16 protein-coding genes are annotated in these 22,094 nt (G+C 58.7%); 6 read left to right on the top strand and 10 right to left on the bottom strand.

What is annotated here, in order from left to right; translation table 11 throughout:
* Positions 1-167 precede the first annotated feature (167 nt).
* The 6 genes from H8790_RS10635 to H8790_RS10605 form a co-directional block, all read right to left on the bottom strand.
* Complete coding sequence (locus H8790_RS10635; RefSeq protein ID WP_187332479.1) at positions 168-1,292, bottom strand: HNH endonuclease family protein; 1,125 nt, start codon at positions 1,290-1,292, stop codon at positions 168-170.
* Complete coding sequence (locus tag H8790_RS10625; RefSeq protein WP_207724186.1) at positions 1,249-2,739, bottom strand: adenine-specific methyltransferase EcoRI family protein; 1,491 nt, start codon at positions 2,737-2,739, stop codon at positions 1,249-1,251. Before H8790_RS10625 ends, H8790_RS10635 begins: the two co-directional genes overlap by 44 nt.
* A gap of 234 nt (positions 2,740-2,973) precedes the next feature.
* Positions 2,974-4,605, bottom strand: coding sequence for a chaperonin GroEL (gene groL, locus H8790_RS10620; RefSeq protein WP_187332477.1), 1,632 nt, complete (start codon positions 4,603-4,605; stop codon positions 2,974-2,976).
* A gap of 96 nt (positions 4,606-4,701) precedes the next feature.
* Complete coding sequence (locus H8790_RS10615) at positions 4,702-4,986, bottom strand: co-chaperone GroES (protein WP_187332476.1); 285 nt, start codon at positions 4,984-4,986, stop codon at positions 4,702-4,704.
* Between the two features lie 163 nt (positions 4,987-5,149).
* On the bottom strand, positions 5,150-6,076 hold the full coding sequence (locus H8790_RS10610) for a diacylglycerol/lipid kinase family protein (protein WP_187332475.1): 927 nt from the start codon (positions 6,074-6,076) through the stop codon (positions 5,150-5,152).
* Positions 6,077-6,142: 66 nt separating this feature from the next.
* Positions 6,143-7,261, bottom strand: coding sequence for a THUMP domain-containing class I SAM-dependent RNA methyltransferase (locus H8790_RS10605; RefSeq protein ID WP_187332474.1), 1,119 nt, complete (start codon positions 7,259-7,261; stop codon positions 6,143-6,145).
* A gap of 291 nt (positions 7,262-7,552) precedes the next feature.
* Here H8790_RS10605 and H8790_RS10600 point away from each other — a divergent pair, with 291 nt between their 5' ends.
* The 6 genes from H8790_RS10600 to abc-f all read left to right on the top strand — a co-directional run bounded on the left by H8790_RS10600 (position 7,553) and on the right by abc-f (position 14,076).
* A complete protein-coding gene (locus H8790_RS10600; RefSeq protein WP_243208492.1) occupies positions 7,553-8,008 on the top strand; it encodes an NfeD family protein in 456 nt (151 codons plus the stop codon).
* On the top strand, positions 8,005-8,940 hold the full coding sequence (locus H8790_RS10595; RefSeq protein WP_187332473.1) for an SPFH domain-containing protein: 936 nt from the start codon (positions 8,005-8,007) through the stop codon (positions 8,938-8,940). The genes H8790_RS10600 and H8790_RS10595 overlap by 4 nt, the downstream gene beginning before the upstream one ends.
* Positions 8,941-9,049: 109 nt before the next feature.
* Complete coding sequence (locus tag H8790_RS10590; protein WP_187332472.1) at positions 9,050-9,859, top strand: hypothetical protein; 810 nt, start codon at positions 9,050-9,052, stop codon at positions 9,857-9,859.
* Between the two features lie 66 nt (positions 9,860-9,925).
* Entirely contained in the window at positions 9,926-11,209 is a 1,284-nt protein-coding gene (locus tag H8790_RS10585; RefSeq protein ID WP_187332471.1) for an MBOAT family O-acyltransferase, read from the top strand.
* A 12-nt stretch (positions 11,210-11,221) separates the two neighbouring features.
* A complete protein-coding gene (locus tag H8790_RS10580) occupies positions 11,222-12,307 on the top strand; it encodes a DHHW family protein (RefSeq protein WP_187332470.1) in 1,086 nt (361 codons plus the stop codon).
* A gap of 290 nt (positions 12,308-12,597) precedes the next feature.
* A complete protein-coding gene (abc-f, locus tag H8790_RS10575; protein WP_187332469.1) occupies positions 12,598-14,076 on the top strand; it encodes a ribosomal protection-like ABC-F family protein in 1,479 nt (492 codons plus the stop codon).
* Positions 14,077-14,143: 67 nt separating this feature from the next.
* On the opposite strand, the gene H8790_RS10570 is transcribed toward abc-f, so the two are convergent.
* The 4 genes from H8790_RS10570 to xylB all read right to left on the bottom strand — a co-directional run bounded on the left by H8790_RS10570 (position 14,144) and on the right by xylB (position 22,071).
* Positions 14,144-15,799, bottom strand: coding sequence for a ribonuclease J (locus H8790_RS10570; RefSeq protein WP_187332468.1), 1,656 nt, complete (start codon positions 15,797-15,799; stop codon positions 14,144-14,146).
* Positions 15,800-16,284: 485 nt separating this feature from the next.
* Positions 16,285-19,065, bottom strand: a complete 2,781-nt coding sequence (locus H8790_RS10565; RefSeq protein ID WP_243208491.1) for a bifunctional diguanylate cyclase/phosphodiesterase — start codon at positions 19,063-19,065, stop codon at positions 16,285-16,287.
* A gap of 462 nt (positions 19,066-19,527) precedes the next feature.
* Positions 19,528-20,367: a DegV family protein gene (locus tag H8790_RS10560; RefSeq protein WP_187332467.1), complete on the bottom strand. Its 840-nt coding sequence runs from the start codon at positions 20,365-20,367 to the stop codon at positions 19,528-19,530.
* A 183-nt stretch (positions 20,368-20,550) separates the two neighbouring features.
* The gene (xylB, locus tag H8790_RS10555; RefSeq protein ID WP_187332466.1) at positions 20,551-22,071 is read right to left on the bottom strand and encodes a xylulokinase; all 1,521 of its coding nucleotides are present in this window, start codon (positions 22,069-22,071) and stop codon (positions 20,551-20,553) included.
* Positions 22,072-22,094 lie beyond the last annotated feature (23 nt).

The following is a 22,094-nucleotide window of genomic DNA, read 5'->3' as shown; positions in this document are numbered from 1 at the left end:
AGAGAATAGAGTGGATTTATAACATATGCATAGGTGCATGGATACAGAAAAGGCCGATGGTTACCATATGGTAACCATCGGCCTTTTGAACTCTATCGTGCGCGTTGCTTGTGACAGGCGTCGATCTCTTAATACATGCCGCCCATGTCCGAAGGGGTATCATCATTCTAATATTTGTCGGTCTTTTTCCCGTTGCAGGCTTTGCAGAGCATTTGACAGTTATCAGGTGTTGTCTGCCCTCCCTTGCTCCAGGGCTTGATGTGGTCACCCTCCATTTCTCCAAATGCAAAGTGCTCTCCACAGATGGGACATATCCCATTTTGTCTGCTGTATGCCGCCAGTTTATCTCTCTTGTCAAATGCACGCAGGTTTAGCAGTCTACCTGCAAATGGGTCTGTATCTCGGCAAAGCAGGAATTCATAGATACCTTTTGCTTTTTGTACCTCGTCATCTTCATGCAGGCGTTTCACTTCCAAGCCCATTACCGTAGAATTATAAGTGCGGTCATGGTATGTGTTATAAAGATGGCACCAGTCCAGGCCTTTCATATCCGAGAAGTATTTTGGAAAAATCTTCTCTACCCAATGAATCACATCTTGGAAATACTGCCACAATTCGTCTGCGTCCGCGTCTGATTTATGCTGCGCCATATATTCTGTAATTTCCTTGATACCTTGATACTCGCAGATCCCTTTTAACGCCTTTTCAAGAAGTTCCTGCCTGTTCGGGTCGCCCGTTATGTATTTATCCGACATCAACTTTGCAGCACAATTTCGCTTTGAGAAATGCCGCTTTGCGTCTGAAAGCCATTCGCCTGTGTAAACGGAGTTCCTAAGTTCCTGGTCGGACAGCTTTTCCCCTGCAATATTGACAACTTTGAACCATTCTAATTTTTCAGATTCTTCGCCCTCGCAAATATAAACCATAAACTCATAGTTCATAATGGCGTTGTACTTGTCGTCGGGTAAAGCGTCCCAGTAATATTTCTTGTCGTCAAGGGTGATAGAAAACTGATGTTTCAGATATTGCATGACGGAAAGCGTCCTTTGCTGGCCGTCCAAGACCTCATATCTGACATTCCCAACCCTTACCCAGTACATCACATTCAGCGGAAAACCTTTCAGCACCGTTTGGATAACGGCCTCCGCCTGCTCATTATTATAGACAAACTCCCGCTGATAAGGCGGGCGGATGGCAAGCCTGCCGCCGTAGGCAAAAACGCCGTCGTCGCCGTTGTCGGCGTAGCTGTCAAACACGTCCCTGACCTTGATTTGTTTCGGCTCTATTTTCACGGTTTACCCTCCTTCGGATCAAAATTCTCTTGAAGGTATTCTTCGCATTCCCGCTTGTATCGTAATATACAAGGCTGGTCATGTTTGCAGTATAGTGTCCTTTCCCACCTTGCGCTTGGTATTTTGCGATCCATTCTTCGCCTATTCTTTCAATTCCAATTTCATCAGAGCCATATTTTCCCGTATAATCAGCACAACCAATAATTTCAAACTGCTCTGGATTGTACTTGTCTAAAAAAGTAATGGGTACGCCCATTATCCCGCTACATCTTACGCTTGATAACAATTCTGTCATACAGCCGACTGTACCTTGCGGCGCTTGATGGCGATCCGGTCGTAGAGGCAACGGTAGAGCGTCTGTCGCCTCTCTCTCTCTCTCTCTCTCTCTCTCTCTCTCTACATTAACAGTTTGTGAACTTTCAACAGGCAAATAGAAACGCACTCCGCCCGCTACATAAGTCCCTTTTGGCGCAATTTCCGACATGGGTTTTCCCAACCAGCGGCTTGCCCCGATAATTTCAAACTGGTCTGGGTTATGCTTGTCCAGATAAGTGATGGGGACGCCGATTTCCTCATAGTAGTCGCATGGAATGTCGCTGACCTTCGATACTTCTATTGCATCGTAATTCGCATAATGGGGATATTCTTCTTCGTTGCCGTAATATCGCTTAAATAGCGTTAATTCTTCATGTCGCTTTTGGATATCCAAATTTGTATACCAAGTACAGTTGCGGAAATGAACAAGCCCTGTGGTCGGATTATATACACCAGGGGCATACCCTGCCGCTCTCTCAAGAGGGATCCGAAAATAAGCGTCGTCTTTTCTGAAACCATAGCCAAGCCACAATTTATCCTCTTTAATAAGCGGAAAAATTTCTTTGTATGTAACCGCATTCTTGCTTCCTATGATTAAAAACTTTTTGCCGTACTCCATCAGTTGTGCAACATACTCCCGAAACAGGCTGAACGGCGGATTCGTAACAACAATGTCCGCCTGTTTGAGATATTCGATGCATTCTTCGCTGCGAAAATCCCCGTCGCCCTTTAACTTTTTTACCCCGCGCTTTTTGGATTTCAAGAGTGCGTCAATATCCGCGTCGGAAACGCCCCTGCCGTTTGCCATCGGCACTTCTCTGATGTCCATAACATAGCCGTTTCCCCGCACAACAGGCTCGTCCATCCAGTCAAAGAGCGTAAGCTGCTGCCCGATCACAGGCGAGGTGCTGTAAGAAGTACATATCAATCTTTTCAAGCCGAGGTAATTAAAATTCCGCAGGAAGAATTTACAAAAATTACTCTCAAAAGGATCATCACAGTTACAAAAGATTGTCTTGCCCCTAAAATGCTTTTCGTAATGGTTGAGTTCACTCTGTATATCCTCATACTGTGTATAAAACTCGTCTTTTTTCGCGTCCTTGGCTTTATGCAGATTCTCATTCTTTGCCATCTGTCGATTCCTCCGCTACTGCACATTTACGACTACCTCTACTATAATACAAATGGAAAAGAAGGGCAAGAGCGTGTTTAGACATGATACTTCGACGCAAAAAGGCCGACACCCACAATCGTGAGTGTCGGCCTTTTATTACCCTATCCTGCGCTTTGTCTGTGGCGTAAGTGTAGCGCAAATTCACCTTTCTGTACGCTGAAACCCAGGCGTTTCAAGGGATTGCGGTATTTTTTAATACATGCCGCCCATGTCGCCCATGCCGGGGGCCGCGGCGGGTGCGGGAGGCTCGGGCTTGTCGGCCACGAGGGACTCGGTGGTCAGAACCATGGCGGAGACGGAAGCGGCATTCTCCAGAGCGCAGCGGGCCACCTTGGCGGGATCGATGATGCCGCTGGCGACCATGTCGCAATACTCTTCCTGATAAGCGTCGAAGCCGTAGCCCTTCTTGCCGGACTCGCGGACCTTCTCGAGGATGACGGAGCCGTCCAGGCCGGCGTTGGCGGCAATCTGGCGGATGGGGGCCTCCAGAGCCTTGGCGATCAGGCGCACACCGGTCTTCTCATCGCCCTCTACCTCACCCAGCAGGGCTTCCACGGCGGGGATGACGTTGACAAAGATGGTGCCGCCGCCGGCAACCACGCCCTCTTCCACAGCGGCGCGGGTGGCGTTCAGCGCATCCTCGATGCGGAGCTTCTTCTCCTTCATCTCGGTCTCGGTGGCTGCGCCGACCTTGATGACGGCTACGCCGCCGGCCAGCTTGGCCAGGCGCTCCTGGAGCTTCTCGCGGTCGTAGTCAGAGGTGGTGACGGAAATCTGGCTGCGGATCTGGCCCACACGGTCCTTGATGGCCTGGGAGTCGCCGGAGCCGTCCACAATGGTGGTGGTCTCCTTGGTGACCTTGACCTGACGGGCGCGGCCCAGCATGTCGATGGTGGCCTCCTTCAGCTCCAGGCCCACCTTCTCGCTGATGACGGTGCCGCCGGTGAGGGTAGCGATATCCTGCAGCATCTCCTGACGGCGGTCGCCGAAGCCGGGGGCCTTGACGCACACTACGTTCAGCGTGCCGCGCAGACGGTTGACAATCAGGGTGGACAGGGCCTCGCCCTCCACATCCTCGGCAATGATCAGCAGCTTCTTGCCGGCCTGGACCAGCTGCTCCAGGATGGGCAGGATGTCGGCGATGACAGAAATCTTCTTATCGGTGATCAGGATATAGGCGTCGTCCAGGTTGGCCTCCATCTTCTCGGTGTCGGTGACCATATAGGGGGTGATATAGCCGCGGTCGAACTGCATGCCTTCCACGACCTCGCTGTAGGTCTCGGCGGTCTTGGACTCCTCGATGGTGATGACGCCGTCGGCGCTGACCTTCTCCATGGCCTCGGCAATCAGCTTGCCGATCTCTTCGTCGCCGGAGGAGACGGCGCCCACGCGGGCGATGTCCTTGGTGCCGTCCACGGTCTTGGCCAGGTTCTTGACCTCGGCCACAGCGGCCTCAACGGCCTTGGACATACCCTTTTTCAGGACAATGGGGTTGGCGCCGGCGGCCAGATTCTTCAGGCCCTCATGGATCATGGCCTGGGCCAGCAGTGTGGCGGTGGTGGTGCCGTCGCCCGCCACATCGTTGGTCTTGGTGGAGACTTCCTTCACCAGCTGGGCGCCCATGTTCTCAAACGGATCCTCCAGCTCGATCTCCTTGGCGATGGTGACGCCGTCGTTGGTGATCAGGGGAGAGCCGAACTTCTTGCCCAGGACCACGTTGCGGCCCTTGGGGCCCAGGGTGACCTTTACGGTATCGGCAAGGGTGTTGACGCCGGTCTCCAGCGCCTTGCGGGCATCCTCACCGCGTTTAATCAGCTTAGACATAATTCATTACCTCCAAAATAGAAGAGTTTGATTTTTTGATCTCTTTTTTGCCGCCGAGCTGAGGCGGCCGCCGGACTCTGGCCGGACAGCAGGATGTTATTCCACGATGGCCAGGATGTCGCCCTGACGAACCACCACGTACTCCACGTCCTCCAGGGTGACCTTGGTGCCGGCGTATTTGTCGGTGATGACCTTGTCTCCGGCCTTGACGGTCATGGTGATGGTCTTGCCGTCCACCACGCCGCCGGGGCCCACGGAAATGACCTCGGCCACGGAGGGCTTCTCCTTGGCGGAGCCGGTGAGGATGATGCCGCCCTTGGTGGTCTCCTCAGCCTCTACCATCTTCAAAATGACGCGGTCTGCAAGCGGGGTGAGTTTCATGAAAATTGCCTCCTTATTGTATGATATAATTTTTTGAATGAACGAAATCAGCGTTAGCACTCGTGCTTCCTGAGTGCTAACGCTGCTATCATAGTACATTGTTTTCCATTTGTAAAGGGGGTAGCGGGAGAAATTCTGTAAAGAATTTGTGAATGGACTGTCTTCAGCGGGCGGTTTTGTTGCAGTCGCAGCCCTTGGGACCGAAAAAGTTGAGCCGCTTGTCGGCCAGGCGCACTGTCACGTCGTGGGAGCGGAAGCATTCGCCGTCCAAACAGGTGACGATCTCCTCAGCGTCGGAGTGGATGCGGACCTCCCTGGCCCGGACCACCCGGGCCAGGGAGGGGAAGCGGGCGTACTGGCCGTCGGAATAGGGCCGGAAAAACCGGGCAAAGGTGGGGCGGCTTACCTTTTTGACCAGGATGGTCTCCAGCACGCCGTCGTCCATCCGGGCCTCGGGCACCGGCGTGGAGCCGCCGCCATAGTAGCGGCCGTTGCAGGTGGCCACCAGGGCGAACTCGTCGGTCACCTCTTCCCCGTCGACAGTGACGGTCCAGCGCTGGCCGATGCCCTTGAAGAGAAGGTTGACGGCCACGGAGGCAAGGTAGCAGCCCCGTCCGCTGAGCAGCGGATAGTCGCCGTATGTATGCACATCCTCTGCCACCCGTGCGTCGATGCCGGAGCAGGCGATGGTGGTGCAGTACCTGCCGTTGCACTCGATGAGGTCCAGGGGAAAGACGTCGCCGTCCCAGAGGTTCTCCGCATCGGAGAAGCGGGGCATGTCCTCTCCGAAGTTTTTCAGAAAGTCGTTTCCCGTGCCCACGGGGATACAGGTCACAGCCACATGTTCAAAGCCCGCGGCGCCATTGGCCACCTCATAGACGGTGCCGTCGCCTCCGCAGGCGTAAAGGCGGATGGGTTCCCCGCTCTCCGCCGCCTTACGGGCCAGCTCCGTGGCATGGCCGGGGCTCTGGGTCAGCATACAGGTACAGTCCAGCCCGTGCTTTTGGCGAAGATTCTCCGCCATGGCCAGAATACGGCTGGCCTGGCTGCGCTTTCCGGCGCTGGGATTGATGATGAAGATGTGCTTCATAGGTCCTCCTTTCGGCCAAAATCCAATACGGTTCGTAAACATTCGACCGGAAATTACATATAGTAGTTATTTTCCTCCGTAAAAGAAGGCGTCACACTTGATCATCCCGTTGTAGAGCTTACGCTTTTTCACTGCCGGACGGCCGAAGGAGCGCTCAAACTCCGTGTGGGAGGAGAGTACCACCACCCGCCACTTGGGAGGCAGCGTCAGAAGTGCCTTGCCGAACACCCTGTAAAGGGCTTCCGCTTCCGAGCGCTCCATAAGCCGCTCGCCATAGGGGGGATTGGTGACCAGCTGGCCGTACTCGCTTTCGCGGCGGAACGCGGCGGCGTCGGCCACCTCAAAGCGGACGCAGTCGTCCACTCCGGCGAGCTCCGCGTTGTGCCGGGCAAGGTCCACCGCCGCAGGGTCGATGTCGCCGCCCCAGATGTCGTAGGAGCCGTGGAACTCCCGGTCCATGGCCTCCTGGGCGGCGTCGGTCCAGAGGCGGGAGGGCAGGGTTTTCCAGCGCTGGGCAGAAAAGCTGCGGTCCAGGCCCGGCGCCCTGTTTTTGGCGATGAGAGCGGCTTCGATGGGGATGGTGCCGGAGCCGCAGAAGGGGTCGCAGAAGGGGTCGCGGCCCCGGTAGCGGGACAGCGTCACCAGGGCGGCTGCCAGCGTTTCCCGCAGCGGCGCACCCATGTTCCGGGCCCGGTAGCCCCGCTTGTAAAGGCCGTCCCCGGAGGTATCCAGATACAGCGTGGCCACGTCCTTGATGATGGAGAACTGAATCTGGTAGCGGCTGCCGGTCTCCGGCAGCGTCTCCACGCCGTAAGATTGCCCCAGCCGTTTGGCGGAGGCCTTTTTCACAATGGCCTGGCAGGCCGGGACCGAGTGGAGGATGGAGTTCAGGGTATAGCCCTTGACGGGGAACTCGCCCTCCCGGGGGATATAGTCCTCCCAGGGCAGGGCGCGGACGCCCTCAAAAAGCTCATCAAAGGTGGCGGCGGGAAAGGAGCCCAGCTCCATCAGCACCCGGGCGCCACAGCGCAGGTTCAGGTTCAGCCGGGGGATGTCGGCCTCGGAACCCAGGCAGTGAACCCGGCCGTTTTCCGCGCGGACCTCGCGAAGGCCCAGGCGTTTCATCTCGTCGGCCACCAGGCTCTCCAGTCCAAAGAGGCAGGGGACGGTCAGCGTTATTGTCATAATATGCTCCATTCTGCCGCTGTGCAGAAAAAATAAGACTCCACCAGCGGCGTATGGAGAGTCTGATGTGACGCCGCGCATTCACCCGGCGCATTCAAATTGGATCGGTAATATGCATGGAACAGCATCAGGATTAATTTCCAGAAACAGTATAACAAAAGGGAAGGGAAAGTGCAAATTGGAGAAACGGGAAAATGATAACAGTTTCTTAAAAAGAATCCGGTGGAAATGAAACAAAAGATATGGTATACTGCGTCTATAGGAAAAAGTGCTGTAAGAAAGGAGAAACACATGATTCCTGTCATGACGATAGTTTGGCTGGTGGCCATCGTGGTGTTCGCGGTGGTGGAAGCGGTGACGGCGGGGCTGGTCTCCATCTGGTTTGTGGCCGGGTCCCTGGCGGCGCTGATCGCAGCCATCGCCGGAGCCAGTGAACTTGTGCAGGTCATCCTCTTTGTGGCGGTCTCCGCCATAGCCTTGGCGGCGACAAGGCCGCTGGTGAAAAAATACGCCCGCGGCAAAGCCGTGCCCACCAATCTGGATAGGGTGATCGGCGAAACCGGCAAGGTGACGGAGGACATCAACAACGAAAACGCCACCGGCGCCGTGTATGTGGACGGCAAGACCTGGACCGCCCGCAGCGACGACGGCACGGTGATCCCGGCGGGTGAGCAGGTTCGGATTGTGAAAATGGAGGGCGTCCGGCTCTTTGTAAAATTAAGTGAAAAATTGGAGGTAGTTAAATGAATGGTTTGGGATGGATCCCCGTACTGGTGCTGGTGCTGCTGATCGTTCTGCTCATCATCACCAACATCCATATTGTCCAGCAGTCCCGGGCTTATGTGGTGGAGCGCCTGGGCGCCTTCCACACCGTTTGGAACGTGGGCATGCATTTTAAGGTCCCCTTTATTATGCGCATTGCCAAGAAAGTATCCCTGAAGGAGCAGGTGGCGGACTTTGCGCCCCAGCCTGTGATCACCAAGGACAACGTCACCATGCAGATCGACACGGTGATCTATTTCCAGATCACCGACCCCAAGCTCTATACGTACGGCGTGGAGCACCCCATGAACGCCATTGAGAACCTGACAGCCACCACGCTGCGAAACATCATCGGTGACATGGAGCTGGATCAATCCCTGACCAGCCGCGACATCATCAACTCCCGGATGCGCGCCATCCTGGACGAGGCCACCGACCCCTGGGGCATCAAGGTCAACCGGGTGGAGCTGAAGAACATCATCCCGCCCAAGGAAATCCAAAACGCCATGGAGAAGCAGATGAAGGCGGAGCGTGAGCGCCGCGAGTCCATCCTCCAGGCCGAGGGCCAGAAGGCCAGTCAGATCCTGGTGGCTGAGGGCGAGAAGCAGTCCGCCATCCTGCGGGCAGACGCTGCCAAGCAGGCCGCCATCCTGAAGGCCGAGGGCGAAAAGGAGGCCCGCATCATGGCCGCAGAGGCTGAGGCCCAGGCCATCATGAAGGTGCAGCAGGCCACCGCCGACTCCCTGAAGCTGCTGAATGAGGCCGCTCCCAACAGCCAGGTGGTCAAGCTCAAGGCGCTGGAGGCGATGGAGAAGGTGGCGGACGGCCAGGCCACCAAGATCATCATCCCCTCCGAGATTCAGGGTCTGGCAGGGCTTGCCGCCTCCGCCCAGGTGCTGTTGGAATCCGATAAGTAAAAAAGATTGGCATGGCAGGCGGGGAAACCCGCCTGCTGTTTTTTGGGAACTTTTTTCCGTTGGATTCGTCTAAGGGAAACAGGAACAACAAAGAAAGGAAATCAACGACATGAAAAAACTCTTTGCCCTGCTGCTGAGCCTGAGCCTGTTATTCTCTCTGGCCGCCTGCGGCAGCGACAACAGCGGCTCGTCCAGTTCCTCCGGCGCGGGCTCCTCTGCGTCCAGCGGCCTGCCCGTCACAGGCGGTGTGAGCGATATGGAGGATGGAGAGCCTGACTCCTCCGATGCGCCCCTCGCCGGTGAAGAGGCGGGTGATGTGGACTCGCCCCCGGCCTCAGACCCTGCCGGCGACGCAAAGCCGGTGAATCCCCCGGCCTCCAAGCCCAGCGGCGGGAGCGGCACCTCCAAGCCCTCCGGCGGAAATGCCTCCAAGCCGGAGAATACAGCCAAGCCCTCCGGCGGCTCCTCCTCCAGCAGCGCATCCAAGCCCAATGGCAGCGGAAGCGCCTCCTCCGGCAACTCCTCCTCTTCCTCCTCTTCCTCCTCTTCGGAAGAGAGCCTCAGCGACCTGATGAGCACTATCCTGGATGGTGTGGAGACCCCCAACTACAGCATCAGCGAGCTGGCCGGGGACAGCTTCCCCTACATGCTCTTCATCGATCAGCCCGAGGGCGCCTCCGCTGTCAGCGCCGACGCCATGATCGGCTCCATCGCCCACTCCGTTGTGCTGATGCGGCTGAGCGACGGCTCCGACGTGGAGGGAATCGCCAAGCAGGTGAAGGACAACGCCGATCCCCGGAAATGGATCTGTGTGGAGGCGGAAAAGACCATTGTCAAAACCAATGGGAACCTGGTTCTGCTGGTGATGTCCGATACGGCCACCGCCGACGCCATTGCCGCCAACTTCGACGCCCTGTAAAAACCTCCTCAAAACAGCCTCTTCCTTGGGAGGGGCTGTTTTTTCTGAGTGAAAGGAAACGACCATATGCAACTCTCGTCCCTCACATTTCTGTACGCCTTTTTGCCATTGATGCTGCTCACCTTTCATCTGGCCCCCAGGCGGTGGCGCAGCGCCGTGCTGGCCGGGGCCAACGCCCTATATTGCGCCTTTGGCGGCCCGTTCGCCCTGCTTTTGCTGATAGCAAGCATCCTTTTGGGGTGGAGGGGCTGCATTGTGCTCCGCCAAAATAGAGGCACGGCAAAGGGGCGGGTGCTGCTGACGTGCCTTGTTGCCGCCCATCTCCTGGCGCTGCTGGCCCTGCGCTATGGCGGCTTTTTAGCAGAGGCACTGAAGGCACCGCAGCCCCAATGGAGCGCGCCGCTGGGGCTCTCCGTCTACACACTGGCCCTGATTGGGGCGGAGATAGACGTGTTCCGGGGCCGGGCTGAGCCGGTGGGGAGCCTTTTGGCCTTTGCGGCCCTGGCCGGCTGCTTCCCGGCTCTGGCAGGGGGCGTGGTGGCGCGCCTGCCCGGAGAAGAGCAGCCCCGCTCCTGGGAAACGGCCGCCGACGGGGCCAGAAAAGCGGTGTGCGGCCTGGGAAAGCAGGTGATTTTGGCCGGACTCCTGTGGGAAGTAGCTGCCCGCGTATCCGGAGAGGCCAGCGTGCTCCACGCCTATCTGTATGCCGGAGCGGTGACATTGGGGAGCTACCACTTCCTCTCCGGTTGGGCGGATCTTTCTTCCGGGCTTGGGCAGCTCTTTGGGCTCCGCCTGCCGGATAACTTCCGCTATCCTCTGACAGCGGCTTCCCCACTGGAATTCCAGGACCGGTGGATGATGTCTGTGAACGGCCTTCTGCGCTGCGTGCTGCCCGGGGAGGCTGCGGTGATCCTGGTGGGGCTGTGGCTCCGGCCGGGCTGGAACGGGCTCCTTTGGGGCGCGCTTTGGGGCGCGGCCCTGATGGCGGAAAAGCGCTTTGGAACGCTCCGCGGCCCGTTGGGCAGGGTCTGGGTGCTGGCGCTGTGCACGGTGGGCTCCGTGGCGCTGATGGGGGACGGCCCCTTGGGAGCGCTTGGGGATTTGGGCGCTCTGATGGGCTGGGGAGGCGTTCCCCTGGTCAGTGCGGAAGGGCTCTATCAGCTGAAAAGCGCCGCCGTGCTGCTGATCGCTGCCGCATTGGGCGCAACGCCCGTGCCACGGCGCATCTACCAATGGCTCTCCGGGCAAAAGTGGATGGCCCTGGCCGAGCCGGTCGCCGCCGCCGCGCTGCTGGCGCTGGTCACGGGCTTTTTGGCGGAAGGCGTACCACCAGCCTGGTTTACACTGTAGGGAGGAGAAGGAATGGACAAGCTGAAACAAATCCTGACCGCGTCTCTTTTGGGGCTGATGGTCCTTGGCTTTTCCCTTGCAGGGCTTTTGCTGCCGGATCAGGAGAGCTCCCGGGCAGAGCGGCGCAAACTCCAAACGCTCCCGCAACTTTCCTGGAGCAGGGAATACGGAGAGGGGCTGGAAGTTTACTTTGCCGACCAAATGCCTTTGCGCCGGGAGCTGCGGACGGCAAAGGGCTGGTTTTCCACCAAGGTGATGGGACGGCTGGACAACGGCGGCTATTATCAGGCCGGGGATGTGCTCTGCAAGATGGAGTATCCACTGGATGAAAAGCAGGTGGGCTACGCCGCGGACCGCCTGGCCGGCGTATATGAGGACTTTTTAAAGGGAACCAGCCTCCGCTGGGCAGTGATTCCCGACAAGGGGTACTACGCCGGGGAGGGCCGTCCGGGGCTGGACTACGAACGGCTGGTGGAGCGGATGGCGGACTCGCTGGGCGACGAGGCGGAGTATGTGGATCTCTTTGATGTGCTGCGCCTGGAGGACTACTATGCCACGGACACCCATTGGCGGCAGGAGCGCCTCTTCCCGGCCGCAGACGCGCTGCTTAAGAGCTTTGGCCTGCAGGGGACAGACCCTGGGCGGTACACAGCCCATGAGATCGATGGGTTCACAGGAGCCTACTTCGGCGCCTCCGGCCTTCCGGCAAAGCCGGAGACGCTGACCTATCTCACCAGTCCCGCGACGGAGGGGGCGGTGGTCACCAGTGCGGAGGCAGCGGCCACACTGCCGGTTTATACCCTGAACCAGTGGGAGGAGTCCCTGGACGGCTACAACATCTTTTTGGGCGGGCCCCAGGCGGTGCTGACGGTGGAGAACCCATTGGCGGAGGAGGAGCGGGAGCTGGTGCTCTTCCGGGACTCTTTCGGCAGCTCCATTGCGCCGCTCCTGTTGGAGGGGTACAGCAAGATCACCCTGGTGGATCTGCGCTACATCGCCCCGGAGCTGCTGCCCCAGTACGTGGATTTGGAAGCGGCGGACGATGTGCTGCTGCTCTTTTCCGTACAGGTCCTCAACGCCGGGCGGATTTTGAAGTAGGCATTGACAGGGCGGGGAAGGACCGGTACAATACAGGGGAAGCGGACGTTTGTCCGAAATTCAAAGAGATGGGAGTTGGGAAGATGCGTCACATTTCTTGCTGAAAAGAAAGCGCCGGGGGAAGTATGCCTTGGCGCGCAAGCAGGAAAGTGAACGGTATCTTCTTTTTGCCATAGGATGCGTGCGCCCGGATGAGGGCGGATTGGCGTTGCTGTGAGCTGCGGGAAAGATCGCTTTCCTGCAGCTCATTTTTTACGCCCGCAGACGCGGGGCCAAGGAGGAATGCAGATATGTCTATGATTCAGGTGAATAATCTCACCTTTGCCTATGAGGGAAGCTATGATTCTATTTTTGAGGATGTCAGCTTCCGGATCGATACCAACTGGAAATTAGGACTCACCGGGCGCAACGGACGGGGCAAGACCACGCTGCTGCGCCTGCTTCAGGGGGAGTATGACTATGAGGGCTCCATCGATGCCCCGGTGGGCTTTGACTACTTTCCAACCCCGGTGGAAGACCCGTCGCTCCCCACGGCGGACGTGCTGGCCCAGGTGTGCCCGGAGGCCATGGAGTGGGAGCTGCTCCGGGAGATAGGGCAGCTGAAGGTGGACGAATCGGTGCTTCTCCGCCCCTTTTCCACATTGTCCAACGGCGAGCAGGTCAAAGTACACTTAGCGGCCCTCTTTTGCAGGGAAAACCGGTTTTTGCTGCTGGATGAGCCCACCAACCACCTGGACGCCGAAGCCCGGAGAGCAGTAGCCGCCTACCTTGGGGGAAAACGGGGATTTATCCTGGTCTCCCATGACCGGGCCTTTTTGGACGGATGTGTGGATCATATCCTCTCCATCAACAGGTCCGATGTGGAAGTGCAGCGGGGGACCTTTTCCTCCTGGTGGGAGAACAAGAAGCGCCAGGATGCCTGGGAAATGGAGCGCAATGAACAGCTCCGCCAGGATATCGGCCGCCTCCAGTCGGCTGCTGACCGGGCGGCAAAGTGGTCAAGCCGGACGGAGAAGGAGAAGTTCCATGCGGATGCCTCCGGTCTGCGGCCGGACCGTGGCTTTGTGGGCCACAAGGCGGCCAAGATGATGCAGCGCTCCAAGTCCATCGAGCAGCGACGGAGAAAGGCCGCGGAGGAAAAGACGGAGCTTTTGAAAAACGTGGAGAAGGCGGAGCCGCTTAAGCTCCACCCACTTTCGTACCACACTTCCCGGCTGGTGGAGCTGCGGGATGTGTCCGTGGCCTATGACGGCCGCCAGGTCTGCGCTCCGGTAAGCTTCACGCTGCACCGGGGGGATCGGATCGCCCTGAGCGGCCGCAACGGCTGCGGGAAATCCAGCCTGCTGCGGCTGATCTGCGGGGAGGAAGTGCCCCACACCGGCGTGTGTACGGTCCCGGATCGGCTGGCCATCTCCTATGTGCCCCAGAGCACGGAAGGGCTGCGGGGATCGCTGCGGTCCTATGCCCGGGACTGCCGTGTGGATGAGACGCTGTTTTTGGCCATATTGCGCAAGCTGGACTTCAATCGGGTTCAGTTTGAAAAGGACCTGAGCGAGTACTCCGAGGGGCAGAAGAAAAAGGTGCTCATCGCCCGGAGCCTCTCTGAGAGCGCCCACCTGTATGTTTGGGACGAGCCGCTGAACTACATTGACATCTACTCCCGCATGCAGGTGGAGGAGCTGATCCGGGAGGTTCAGCCCACCATGCTCTTTGTGGAGCACGACGCCGCCTTCCGGGAAAACACGGCCACGGCAGTAGTGGAACTGTAGCCGGCAGCAAAAAAGAAAGAGGCGCGTCCTTACCGGACGCGCCTCTTTTTTTGATTCAATCAGGAAATCACAGCCGGGTCACAACGGGAATGACCATGGGGCTGCGCTTGGTGGTTTTGAAGAGGTAGTTGCTGACCGCGGACTTCACCGTGCCCCGCAGCTCGCCGTCGTCCCGGCGCTTGTGGGAGCTGGACTCGGCGGCCTCCATGGCCACGTTTTGAAGCTCCGTCATCAAGCTCTCCGACTCCTTCACATAGATGAAGCCGCGGGTGATGATCTCGGGCGGGGAGAGCAGCGCGCCGTTTTGTGCGGATACGGGCAGCACCACAACCACCATGCCGTCCTCTGCCAGGCGCTTGCGGTCCCGCAGGACCACCGCGCCCACGTCGCCCACGCCGGAGCCGTCCACAAACACCTCGCCGGAGGGGACAGAGCCATTGATCTTCATGGTCTTGGCAGTCAGCTCAATGATGCTGCCGTTTTCCGCAATGGCCACGTGGTTGGGCTCGATGCCCATGTCCTGGGCCAGGCGGGAGTGAATTTGCAGCATCCGCTGCTCGCCGTGGAGCGGAACGAAGAACCGGGGCCGGGTCAGGGCGTGGATGATCTTCAGTTCCTCCTGGCAGGCGTGGCCGGAGACGTGGAGCATATCGCTGCGGTTGTAGCAGACCTCCACGCCCTTGCGGAAGAGTTCGTTGACCACCCGGCTGACGGTTTTTTCGTTGCCGGGGATGGCGGAGGCGGAGATGATGACCTTGTCGCCGGGGCCCACGTCGATCTGCTTGTGGGTGGAGAAAGCCATACGGTACAGGGCGGACATCTCCTCGCCCTGGCTGCCGGTGGTGACGATGACCTGCTTGTTTTTGGGCAGGGACTTGATCTTGGCAATGTCCATCAGGGTATTTTTGGGCACCTTCATATAGCCAAGCTCTGTGGAGACCTTCATGATGTTCTCCATGCTCCGGCCGGTGACGGCCACCTTGCGGCCGTTTTCCGCGGCGGCATCGATGACCTGCTGGATCCGGTGGACGTTGGAGGCAAAGGTGGTGACGATGATCCGCTGGTCGCAGCCGGCGAACAATCGCTTGAAGGTGTGGCCCACCGCTTTTTCGCTCATGGTGAAGCCGGGCCGCTCCACGTTGGTGGAATCGGCGCACAGGGCCAGCACACCCTCCTTGCCCAGTTCGCCCAGGCGCGCAAGGTCGATGACCTCGCCATCGATGGGCGTGGAGTCGATCTTGAAGTCGCCGGTATGGACCACGGTGCCCATGTGCGTGTGGATGGCAAAGGCCACGGAGTCGGCGATGGAGTGGTTCACGTGGATGAACTCCACGTTGAACTTCCCGGCCCGGACTGTCTCGCCGGCCTCCACAGTGATGAGCTTGGTGGACTTGATGAGGCCATGCTCCTCCAGCTTGAGCTTGACCAGCCCAGCGGTGAGGCGGGTGCAGTAGATGGGCATGTTCACCTGCTTGAGCACATAGGGGATGGCGCCGATGTGATCCTCGTGCCCGTGGGTCAGAAACAGTCCGCGGATGCGGCTCCGGTTCTTGATGAGATAGCTCACATCGGGAATCACCAGGTCAATGCCATAGAGGTCGTCACCCGGGAAGGCCATGCCGCAGTCCACCACGATGATCTCACCGCCGAATTCGTATACGGTCATGTTCTTGCCGATCTCGTCGAGTCCGCCAAGAGGGATGATTTTCATTTTTTCTGCCATAAATTCTGAATACTCCTTTTGCTTATCAAAATATGTAGAGAATCCCCCGGACAGCAGACGCGAAAAGGCCGCACAAAAGTAAGCGGTGATGCTGCACAGCTTCACCGCGGAAAGTGGACGCCCGCTCCCGGCCGGCCCCGTTACGCCGTCGGGAAGAGGGAACGCATCCGCTTTTCGATTGGGATTGTCATCTATAAAACCGGAGTGAAACCACCGGTTCAATACAATTCAAATGGGAGGACCATGCCGAAGTCTGTCCGTCTGCGGACGACACGCATCCAAACAGCTCAAAAGACGGCCAGCAGAGCCGATCCAATTCCCTATTTCTATTAGTATACCACGACTGTATAAATTTGTATACTACTTCCGGGAAAATAACTTTTCCCGGAGAGGCGATATGGATAAGATGCCCGGTTTTTCGCGTTTTAATGGCTTCCCTGTACGCGAGAAGGGCGCCGTATGATCCATACGGCGCCCCTTAAAAATTATGAGTGAAGCAAAAACCTGCGGCGGAACTCCTCTGCGGGCAGGGGACGGCCCAACAAAAACCCCTGGATGTAGCTGAGGGACATTGGGAGCACAGCGTCAAATTCGTCCTCCGTCTCCACGCCCTCCAGGCACGTGTCGATGCCCAGCACGCTGCACAGCTCCACCACAAGGCGCAAAAAGGCGCTGTCGAAGGTGCTGGACTGGATGCCCTTGACAAACGCCCGGTCGATCTTGGCAATATCGATGGGCGCGGATTTCAGGACGCCCAGGGAGGAGTAGCCGGTGCCAAAGTCGTCCATCGCAATGCGGATGCCGCTGCGCCGGATTTCGGTGAGCAGCTGCGCCACCCGGTCCATGTTGGCGGCAAGATAGCTTTCCGTCAGCTCCAGCACAATATGGCGGGGATTGGCGCCCAACTCCTTTATAGTGTCCAGCATGAAGGAGCAGAAATTTTCGTCCTGGAGCTGGAGATAGGAGAGGTTGATGCTGATGGCGAAGTCAGGGGCATCCTGTTCCCAGCTGACGCAGGTGGACAGGACCTCCCGGAAAATCCAGCGCCCCACCGGCAGGATCAGCCCGCTCTGCTCCAGCAGGGGGATGAACTCCACCGGGGAGACCGGGCCGTACTTGGCGCAGCTCCATCTGGCCAGCGCCTCGGCGCCGATCACCTGGCGGGAGGCGTTGAAGACGGGCTGATAATACATTTCAAAGTTCTCAAAGTCATGCTCCACACTTTCCCGCAGCAGCTCCGTCAGCTCAAGGGTGCGGCGCCGGCCCGCCACGATCTCGTGGCGATAGCACTCCAGACGGTTTTTGCCCCGCCGCTTGGCGTATTCCAGTGCATAGGAGGCGCAGCGGGCCAGCTCCACGTAGGAGCGGCCATCGTCCGGCGCAAACACGCAGCCGCCGGAGAGGGTGCAGTAGAACTTCTTCCCGTCGAAGACCTGCTGCTCGCTGAAAGACGCCCGGATGAGATAGAACAGCTGGTCCGCGGCGGTGCGGCTGCTGCCGCGCATCAATATGGCGAACTCATCGCCGTCCAGCCGGTATACGGTGGAGTTGGGGGGCAGCAGGGAGCGCAGCCTGTGGGCCACAAGGCGGATGACCTCATCGCCGAACACACGGTCGTACAGGGAGTTGATGTGCTTGAATCCGTCGAGGCCTAACATCATAAAGGTCAGAGGCTTTGGATGGGGGCCGCTCAGCAGCTGGAGCATGTCGTTTTCCAGCTCAAATTTGTTGAAGAGGCCTGTCAGCGGGTCCAGCTTGTTCTTTTTTCCAAGGTTGGTGATGAACCCCGCGAACAGGGTGGGATCGCCGGCCTTATCCCGCTGGAGATGGCCCCGGCAGCGCAGCCACAGCCATTCCCCCCGCACGTTCTGGGCCCGGTACTCCACACAGTGGACATCCGTTCGCCCATCGATGATCTCCTGGTTGGATTCCAGGAAGACCCGCTTGTCGTGGGGATGGACTTTGGCGCCCCAGACCGCCGCCGCATTGGGGATAACCTCGCCGGGCAGGCCGAACTCCGCTACCATGGCGGGCGTATAGCGGAAGACGCCGGTTTTCATATCGCAGACATAGACATAGTCGTCGGTGCTTGCCACCAGGGCGTCATAGAGCAGGTTGGCATCATAGGAGAACGGGGCGCTGGGTTCCCCGCTCCGGGGCTGGTTCAGCAGCGCCTCGGCACGGCGGATGTGGAGGCTGCGCTTTTGCTGATACATGCGCTCATCCGCCCGGGCCAGCACATCCTGCATGGGAATCTGCTCCCGCACCTCGATGACACCGTAGCAAAAGGCGTCCCCCTCCGGAAAGAAGGCTGGCCGCTCCCGGGCAAACTCCTCCAGCATCGCCTGCATCCGGGCCGCAGCCTCGGCCTGGCGCACACCCGGCAGCACGACCACGAACTCATCCCCACTCAAGCGCATGAAGAACTCCTCCCCGTGGAGCAGCCGGCACACCGCGGAGGCCACGCCCTTGAGAAGGCTGTCGCCGGCAGCATGGCCGTGGAGGTCGTTGACCGACTTCAAGCCATTGATATCCAGCATGCACACGCACAGCGGTTCGCCGGCCTTTTCCAACAGGTGGGAGAGGGCCTCTTTGCCGGCCCGCCGGCTGAGGGCCCCGGTGAGCTCATCGATCATGGCGGCCCGATAGAGCCGGCGTGCTTCGGTAACGTCGGTGGAGTGCTGGAAATGCACCATCCGTCCATCGGTCCAGCGCATCAGGCTGTCATAATTTTCATAGGTGCGCCCGGTGATGGGGTTTTGCTCCTCCCACACATAGGAAGGCGCACTGCCGTCCTGAGTCAGCATCTGGACCGGGCAAAAGGCGCACCGGCCCTGCTGGCCAAGCTGAAGTAACTGCCAGCAGAGCTTCCCCTCCGGGTCCTCCAGGCCGTAAGCCTGCTTCATGGCCCGGTTCATAAAGAGAATCTCATCGGTCTCGGGATCGGTGACATAAATGCAGGCATTGGTGCTGTCCATCATCTTGTTCCAGACCCAATGCTGCAAAGTGGCGTCCCGCCGGTCCCACTCGGCCCGCAGCGCATAGGCGTAGACGGCAGCGATGCTCTCCAACAGCGGGTGCTCCGCCTCCGGCCAAGGGCCGCCGGCGCGGACAAAGCAGGCCGCGCCGAAAGCTCCGCCCTCCGGCAGGCGGAGCTGCCGGGCAAAATAGCGCCCGTCTTCTGCAGGGGCGGCCGTGCCGCCCTTCGCAAGCTGCTCCAACAGGCGCCGGATGGATTCCGGAATCTCCGTCCCCTTTGGATCCACAAAAAAGAAGTCCTCCGTTTGCCCGTGGGGCGCACAATAGAGGTAAATGCAACATAAGCCTTGGGCTGCGCGCATGGCGAACTGCCCAAGGCTGTATAATTCAAGGGTGAGTGCGGAAGGGATATCATTTGTCTCCATAAGGAGGCCCCCTTTCATCGCCGTGTCCCGGCAAAAGGCTGTTAACCGTCCATTCTGGTTCGGCGGAATGCAGCGGATGCATGCTTCAAAATCCGGGGCGTAAGACCGGCACTGCGCCGCAGGTGCCGCAGCCATGAGTCCAAAGCTGCGGACGCGTCTATGGGATTTGCAAGAAACCGAGGACAACCATTGATGCTATTATACCACGCTTTGGCGCCGGGGGGCAAATGATTTTCAAATATTGGAAATGATTTCTGATTGCTTCAGGATAGAAAACGGCGGACAGCAAGGCTGTCCGCCGCTGGAATCAATTTCGGACGATGCTCAATAGGCCACCAGAATGCCCTTTTCCATGGCGTAAAAGCTGCAAAGTCCCTTGCAGCTATAAAGCGTGACGCTGGAGACCGGGAGCTCCTGGAGGATCAGCTGCTTGAGCTTCATGGCGCCCGACAGGTTTTCACAGTGGGAGATGGTCACCGGAAGGCCGTCCAAAGACTTGTTCTCCGCCATCATCTTGACGATGGATTTATAGGTTTTCGCCTCACCCCTGGCCTTTCCAGCGATGTGTATGGTGCCCTGGGGCGTGTTGTCGGCGATGACGTGGATGCCCAGGTTGGTGAGGACGGAGCCCACGAAGGACTTCATCCGCCCAGCCTTGATGAGGTTGCTGAAGTTACAGAGGGTAAAGGTGATCCGCAGCGAGGCAGCATACTCCCGCAGCGCCCGGGCCACATCCTCGAATCCGCCGCCGGCCTCGATGAGTTCCTTGGCGCGAAAGGCGATGAGCGCGGACACGGTCCCCGCGGCCTTGGAATCGATGATGCAGATTTTCTTCTCCGGGTGGGCTTCCAGCACCATGCCCCTGGCCGTCATGGCGGCGTTATACGTCCCGGACAGCTGGCTGGAAATGGTGATGCAGATGGAATAGTCAGCCTGTAAAAAGGACTGCGCAAAGGCGTCCGGAGAGGGACAGGCGGTGGAGGAGGCATCCTTGGAACCTTCCATTGCCTGGAGGAGCTTGGGGATGGAGAGACTGCCGTCATCCACATATTCCTCGCCGCCCACCAGCAGTTTCAGCGGAATGATATCAAAGCGGGCCGCATCGCTGACCAGATCACTTATGCGCAGGTCGCAGCTGCTGTCACAAACAATATTCCAAGTCATATTGATCTCCTTACAATCTGATCTTTCATATTAGATTACAGCAGAAAGAAGAATTTGTCAATGCAATATTTCCCTCTCTTTATTGTATGAAAAAAATGGGGCTCCATTCCGGGGCGCTCCTGCACGGGAACGTGGGGAAGTGGAAAGCGGCCCCCTGACGCGCAGGCGTCAGGGAGCCGGATGTTATTCCTCAACGAATCGGGCCAGATCCTCCCAGACCGGGGCGGACAGCTCCGACACCTCTTTGTAGATCTGAAAGAGCTTCATATACTTAGCGTGGTTTTCCGGATTGGGCAGGTAGGTCTTCTTCATGCGGATGCAGGTTTTGGCGGCCTCCATCTCATTGGCAAAGACGCCCACGCCCACACCGGCCAGCAGCGCCCCGCCGAAAGAGGACTCCGCGTGCTCGGGCAGCTTGACCTCCAGGCCGAAGATGTCGCTGACGATCTGGCACCACAGGGGGCTCTTGGCACCGCCGCCGATGATGACGATGTCCTCCATGCTGTCGGTGAACTCCTTGAGCACCTGGAGGCAGTCGTAGAGGCTGAAGGCCACGCCCTCCAAGAGCGCCCGGGCGAAATGGGCCTTGGTGTGGACCATGCTGACGCCGAAAAAGTCGCCCCTGGCGTTGGGGTTGAAGAGGGGGCAGCGCTCGCCCAACAGATAGGGGTGGAAGATCAGACCCTGGCAGCCCAGCTCCGCGGAGGCGGCCTGCTCATCCATCAGCCGGTAGACGTCCGTGCCCTCTTTTTCACACTGGGCCCACTCGGCGCCATACAGGCTGTCTCGCATCCAGCGGTAGGCGGATGCGCAGCTGTTGGTGGCTGTGACGGTATACCACTTGCCCTCCACGGAGTAGGGGTAGGTGAAGGACTTGGCGTGGGGATTGGCTTCGTTTGTGACCAGGTTCACGTTGCCGGCCGTGGCCAGCTTGATGATGATCTGGCCCTCATTGACGGCGCCGGCGCTGAAATCCTCGGCCGCCGTATCGGAGCAGCCGGCGATGACGCTCAGCCCCTCCGGCAGCCCCGTGCACTCGGCCACCTCCCGGCGGACCGTGCCCACGATGTCCTTGGTTTTGCGGATCTCCGGCAGGACCGAGAGGGGAAGGTCGATGAGGCCGCAGAGCTCACTGGACCAGCATCCGCTGCGGGCGTCGTAGAGCAAACTGCCCTGGGCGTCCACCACATCGGTGCAGAAGTCTCCGGTGACATAGGAGCGGACATAGTCCTTGGTAAAAAGCAGGCGGCGGATTTTTGCGTAGTTCTCCGGCTCGTTTTCCTTGACCCACATCAGCTGGGGCAGCGTCCAGGTAGGGGTGGGCATCTGCATGCCGATGGCAAAGATGGCGCTGCCGTGGTCCTCCTTCAGCCGACGGCACTGGTCGCCGCTGCGCTGATCGTTCCACATGATGCACCGGCGGATCACCTGGCCCTGTTCATCAAGAAGCACGGCGTTGTGGGTGGAGGCGGTGACAGCAAGACCCAAAAGGCCGTCAAACCCGTCGGACATCTGATGACGGCAGGAGCGGACCGTGTTGACGAAAGCGTCGATCCAAAGCGCGGGGTCCTGCTCGGACCAGCCGGGCCTTCCATGCTCGGAGGGATACTCCTCAAAAGCGCTGGCCAGGATGTTGCCCTCCGGATCGATGACGGTGGCTTTACAGCCGCCGGTCCCAAAGTCCACGCCGAATAGTTTTTTCATAGGATCTCCCCATTCAAACTGCG

The sequence above is a fragment of the Oscillibacter hominis genome, from assembly GCF_014334055.1.
Lineage (GTDB): Bacteria > Bacillota > Clostridia > Oscillospirales > Oscillospiraceae > Oscillibacter > Oscillibacter hominis.
This window is presented reverse-complemented; position numbering and strand designations above follow the sequence as displayed.